Genomic DNA, 5,482 nt, shown 5'->3' with positions numbered 1-5,482 from the left:
CCCGTGGGATAGCGAGACAGACGAGAAACTGAGGCCAACACGATGTTGGTCACGAAGGCGTTGTCACAGGACGTGACGCACTTAGCCTTCGTTCCCTCAGCGCAGGAAGCGGCTCGTCTCTCGCCCACAGGAAGCCTTGCTCTGTGCGAAAGCGAAGCGTCAGCGGCAAAGCGAGTAGCCTGGAACGGAGATCATCTTCATTTGACTTAGGAGTGTTCACAAAGAGTACCTTGACCATTTAGTTTTTCAACACTATGAATGAAAAAATACATTTTTTTCATTTATCGCATTTAAAATTTCTATGTTCAAATGAGGGAATCCTTCTCTAATTGATTTCACTTTATCACTATAACTTATGCTGTAGTTCAAGGTTAAAGTCGTGATAATTAGAGATATTCCACCTATTTCCTTACAAATATTCATTCGTTCACCCATTATTTTGGACGATTTCATGACAACTTGGTTCTAAAGTATGTTCTTTCTCCAACTATTTCCAATTAAAAAGCAGTATTCCTATGCATGGTTTTAAACCCTTCAGGAATACTGCTTATAACTATTCTGACATAAAGAAATACCAAATAATAGCGATTGTAATCAATGAGAGAATGACAGCAATTGTGACACGAAGCGGAGATATCGGAGCATCTCCACCTACTTGACCCGTTTGTCCGTTCACCATAAAACGGTATATTTTCTCTTTGTAACGGAATGAGGACAGCCAAATCGGCAACATTAGATATTTATATGTAATATCATCATGTGTGGTAGAAAAACGTAAACTAGATACAGTGTCTGCACTTTTCTCCCTACGAATTTTATAAGTGATTTGCGCATGTAAATGATCATGAATTTCCTTCTTCGCTTGGCCCCAGCCATCCTGCAGACCAATACTGTATCGTTCTGATAGAAAGCCAGATACATATTCTGGTTTATAAGCTTTATTATTAAGTAGATTAAAGGGTTCTATTTTCCGCATCATATTACGATCATATCGAGTTGTTGCACTAATTAAATGATCATCGATAAATTCCTGATAAAAACCACTCGTTGAATACCAGTCTGTTACAGTTTGAGTTTTTCCATCCTTATCAGTTACTGTACGATGTTTACCATATCTTGCAGAATATCTTGAGCTTGTTTTCGTATCAAAAGTCCAATAAGGTAAATATACACCTTTAAAGGAGTCAGGCTTCGCACTTATCTTTGCCGCTCTAGGAGTAAACCATCTACCTCTAATCCATCTTTGAAAGTTCTCACCTGCTTGCTTATCAGTAATTTCAAAAGCGCATACCCCATTTGGTGCCAATGTATTTTTTGCACTTGCCTCCATTACCTGATTAGAGCCACAATAAGGACAACGATCAGCGACCTGTAAAGCATCATAAATCGTTTCCGCTGCGCAGGCCTCACAGATAACTGTTTTTTTCTCAACACCCCAGTTAAAATTCCCATGTTCTTCAGCCATTGCAAAGTCCATTTCCTGGGCAACTTTTTCTTCTTCTTTTTCTGGAGATGCAATTTCAGATTCATAGCCACAATAAGGACATGATAGTTTTCCGCTTGCTGGGTTAAATTCAATAGAGGCACTACATGATGGACACTCAGCGTCGAAATCAAGCTTTACTTGTTTAACATTTTCAGCTTCTTGTGTAGACATCACTAGTCATCCCCTTACTTAATGTCATTTTCATCGAAAACATCTCCGCACTCAGGACAGAATTTCGGGGGATTCGCAGGATTCTCTGGCTCCCAGCCACATTTATCACAAGCATATTGTAAAGCGCCTGAAGGTTTTTTGGCTCCACATTCACTACAGAATTTGCCTTTGTTGACAACCCCACAAGCACATGTCCACCCCTCTTCTTGTGGCTTTGCTCCTCCACAATTTGAACAGAATTTCCCAGTATTCTCATGGCCACATGCACATTTCCATACCCCCACTTGACCCTGTGCAGTAGCTTGTGCCATTTGGACTTGCTTATTTTGCTCGTTCATTTGATAAAGTTGACCAGCGTTAACCCCACCAGCTTGTGCTGCCATATTCATACCCATAAAACCAGCCATTGCGCCACCTTCGTTATTTGCAGCTGCAATCATCGCTTCTGCCTGAGCACCTGTTAAATGTGCCGCAGCCATACCTGGATCACGCATCACTGCATTTCGTTGCAATTGTTTAATCATCGTTTCATCTTCTTCAGATGCTTTTAAAGAACTAATGCCAAATGAGACAACAGCTAATCCACGGGTTGTTAGCCACTTTTCCGATAACACCTTATTAAGTGCATCTGCTAGTGCTACTGTGTGTGCAGGGATTTCACTATAGCGTACTCCACTTGCAGAAATATGTGCAAAAGCAGGTTGTAAGGCAGTCATTAGCTCCGTTTTTAGTTGACTATCAATGGCATCTCTTGTGTATTCACGTTCAACGTTACCACAAACATTTGTATAGAATAGTAATGGATCGACAATTTTATAAGAATATTCACCATGACAACGAATGGCAATATCAATATCCAAGCCGATATTACGATCAATTACACGGAATGGAATCGGTGCAGGTGTCCCATATTTATTACCTACGATTTCCTTTTTATTAAAGTAATACACACGTTGATCCTTTGCAGGTTCACCACCAAATGTAAATCTCTTGCCGATCTGCTTAAAGGTTTCCATAATACCTTGAGATAAATCACTGCCGTACATAATGGATGGTTCAGTTGATGTATCATACACATACTCACCAGACTCTGCAGAAAACTCTACAACTTTCCCTTGTTCAACGATCATCATACATTGTCCTTCATTAATGGCAATAATAGAACCATTGCTAATGATATTGTCGTTGCCCTTATTAGATCCACGTTTTGAGGAACGCTTTACACCTTTTTCAACCAGTACATCCGATGAAAGAGAATCGCAGTAAAAATACTCACGCCATTGATCTTCCAGAACGCCTGTTAATGCGCCAACTCCAGCTTTTAATAATCCCATAAAAATTCCCACCTTCAATATCTATATTTAAACTTATTTTATCATTAAAAATAATCTAATCACTATGTTGTACGCAAGAATAAACAAATTGTTTCATATTTTTTAAAACTTTACGTAAAACAAAACGAGGTTACCCAATGAATATTCATTTGGTGTAACCCCGTTATTATTTATTATGAAAATGCAGCGATAGCTACAAGAATCCATGCAATGATAAATAGCAGACCACCGATTGGTGTAATGGCACCAAGCTTTTTAACACCCGTTACAGCTAATACATATAAACTGCCAGAGAAAAACACAATTCCAGCGAACATTAGGTAGCCTGCCCAAGAAAGCATACTAGAAGCACCTAAAAGAGCATCACTCGATAAAATACCAAGACCCAGTATACCTAATGAGTGGTACATATGATATTGCACAGCAGTTTCCCAAATTGCCGCATAGTACGGAGACGAAAACTTATCTTTTAGAGCATGTGCTCCAAAGGCACCAAGGACAACACCAAGTCCAGCCAAGATGGCTCCTAAAGCAAGTAAAATTTCCATATTTCGTTCTCCTATTTGGCCTCACGCGCGATTTCTTTATATTTCGTATCCCATGCTGGATCAATTTTACTTAGAGACACAGGACGCAATGTATCTTTATGTGCAAGTATATGTACGGACTGTGCTGTTGCTGCAATCGTTCCATCTTCATGTAAAATTTCGTAGCCATATGTCGTACGCAGACGGTCATGCTTTTCAACCCATGTTCGTACAGTAGCTACTTGACCATAATGCATCGCGGCCTTATAAGAAATGGATAAATCCATAACAGGAGACACATACCCATCCTTTTCTAATGCTGCATACTCAAAGCCAGCATCACTTACAAGCTGTGTACGTCCAATTTCCATCCAAATAATGTAGTTCGCATGATACACCACACCCATTTGGTCTGTCTCCGCATAGCGGATTTCAATTTGTTTCTCACTTACAAACATTTTCTTCACCTCGTCCTACATTATAGCGTAAAAATGTTGATTTGGTGGGGTTTTTGCTCTGGGGATATTGGAAGTTTGAAAAATTGAGAAATGTTCTTTTGATATTTAATTTTAAAAATGAGTTTTTGCAATTAAATAACTTAACTCCATATTAACTCTTTTAATTGGGTTACTTTCTGGGGTTCCAATTGAAATCATTTATTAAACAAATAACGAGCAGATGCAATAAACTAAGTGTTTAGGTAGGAACATAAGTATATTTCCAAAGCAAAATTTTAATATTTCAAACCAGAAAAGCGCGAGAAATCAACGTTTCTAAAATTGAACTCTCGCACCTTTTAAGATTTTGACCTGTTATGTCCCAGTCTCGTTCTTTAATTTATAAGTGAACTATCCCCTTTATTGCGTATATGAATGACCCCAGTTCCACTGACACGTATACTCACATCTGTAACATTTCGTTTTAAAATGTGTTCAATGGCATATCTAATTTCCCATTCTTTAACTTGACCATTCTCATTTGAAATACTAGCATGGCTGGATTCTTTATTTTCGCTGTGTATAATCACTGTACCTTTGCATTCATAAACTCTCACAGTACTTCCCATAAAACCAGTTGCGATTTTAACTACATCAACTCTTTCATTAGTAATATCTCGAAATATTTTTTCTGAAAACGGATAATATATTATAGCCATATTCATTCTCCCCTTAAATATCTAGGTATTAATTCTTCAACTTGAGTTTTTAAAGCTTGCCTTGCGTAACACAATACCTCATCTTCTTCACCTGTTGCAGTATCATCGCTGTCTATTTCATGTTGCCACAATCATGCATCATTTAAAATCACACTCCACTAATCAACATCAGAAATACTTAAAATATCAATAAAATGTACCTTTTGAACATTCCTATATTTAATCCTTAATGTGAATTAATTTAGTGTTAGCTTTCATTTTATTGACTATATCTAAGAGTGGTTCTTCCTTTCTATAGATAGAAAAGACCTTGTACTTTAATTCATTGATTCATTCGATGTGTATGCGATTTCTTCTAAATCAAACTCGTCTCATTCTAAATGTTTTGGTTCTTTTTTCTTTGCTGGTGTTTTTGTTTTAGCTGCCATCTTTACGCCTCCTCAAAGTAAGAACATTAGTTTGTATACATTATAGAACTAATGTTCTGTATTTAGCAATAAAAAAATGACCAGGCTCACAAATTTTTGTGATTACCTGGTCATTAAATGTTTTATAATGAAAGCACAGATTTAACTTTTTGTTTCTCGAACATTGATCAAGAACAATATTTGGGGTAATTGTGTAATAAATCAATTTGTTCATTCATTAAGATTTTTTCTCTTAGTATATTTACCATCTTTAGAGTTGAATATATATACATTATCTTTTGTGTATATTGATACTATGTCAAGAAAATGGACAGGGGAAATTGAGATTTTGCTTTAAATCTAAGCGCGCTATCGCTTGCTCGCCTCACAAATAATTTAAG

General features: G+C 37.3%; 5 protein-coding genes. All 5 read right to left on the bottom strand.

All coding sequences use genetic code 11. The annotated features are described in order from the left end of the window. Window positions 1-553: 553 nt before the first annotated feature. Window positions 554-1,657, bottom strand: coding sequence for a hypothetical protein (locus ACQKIM_RS27515; protein ID WP_427550077.1), 1,104 nt, complete (start codon window positions 1,655-1,657; stop codon window positions 554-556). A gap of 14 nt (window positions 1,658-1,671) precedes the next feature. Continuing rightward, on the bottom strand, window positions 1,672-2,991 hold the full coding sequence (locus ACQKIM_RS27510) for an SPFH domain-containing protein (RefSeq protein ID WP_427550076.1): 1,320 nt from the start codon (window positions 2,989-2,991) through the stop codon (window positions 1,672-1,674). Between the two features lie 173 nt (window positions 2,992-3,164). Further along, a complete protein-coding gene (locus ACQKIM_RS27505; RefSeq protein WP_427550074.1) occupies window positions 3,165-3,539 on the bottom strand; it encodes a DUF423 domain-containing protein in 375 nt (124 codons plus the stop codon). Between the two features lie 11 nt (window positions 3,540-3,550). Next, complete coding sequence (locus ACQKIM_RS27500; protein WP_427550071.1) at window positions 3,551-3,976, bottom strand: acyl-CoA thioesterase; 426 nt, start codon at window positions 3,974-3,976, stop codon at window positions 3,551-3,553. Between the two features lie 374 nt (window positions 3,977-4,350). Further along, entirely contained in the window at window positions 4,351-4,674 is a 324-nt protein-coding gene (locus ACQKIM_RS27495; protein WP_427550069.1) for a DUF1827 family protein, read from the bottom strand. Window positions 4,675-5,482 lie beyond the last annotated feature (808 nt).

Source organism: Lysinibacillus sp. NPDC047702 (assembly GCF_050272555.1).
GTDB lineage: Bacteria > Bacillota > Bacilli > Bacillales_A > Planococcaceae > Lysinibacillus.
The sequence above is the reverse complement of the archived record's forward strand: the minus strand, read 5'-3'. Positions and strand labels throughout refer to the sequence as shown.

What these genes read in the sequence shown, in the direction of transcription:
- ACQKIM_RS27500 (WP_427550071.1), bottom strand. Translation starts at nt 3,976, where the DNA reads ATGTTTGTAAGTGAGAAACAAATTGAAATCCGCTATGCGGAGACAGAC.
- ACQKIM_RS27495 (WP_427550069.1), bottom strand. Translation starts at nt 4,674, where the DNA reads ATGGCTATAATATATTATCCGTTTTCAGAAAAAATATTTCGAGATATT.
- ACQKIM_RS27510 (WP_427550076.1), bottom strand. Translation starts at nt 2,991, where the DNA reads ATGGGATTATTAAAAGCTGGAGTTGGCGCATTAACAGGCGTTCTGGAA.
- ACQKIM_RS27505 (WP_427550074.1), bottom strand. Translation starts at nt 3,539, where the DNA reads ATGGAAATTTTACTTGCTTTAGGAGCCATCTTGGCTGGACTTGGTGTT.
- ACQKIM_RS27515 (WP_427550077.1), bottom strand. Translation starts at nt 1,657, where the DNA reads ATGTCTACACAAGAAGCTGAAAATGTTAAACAAGTAAAGCTTGATTTC.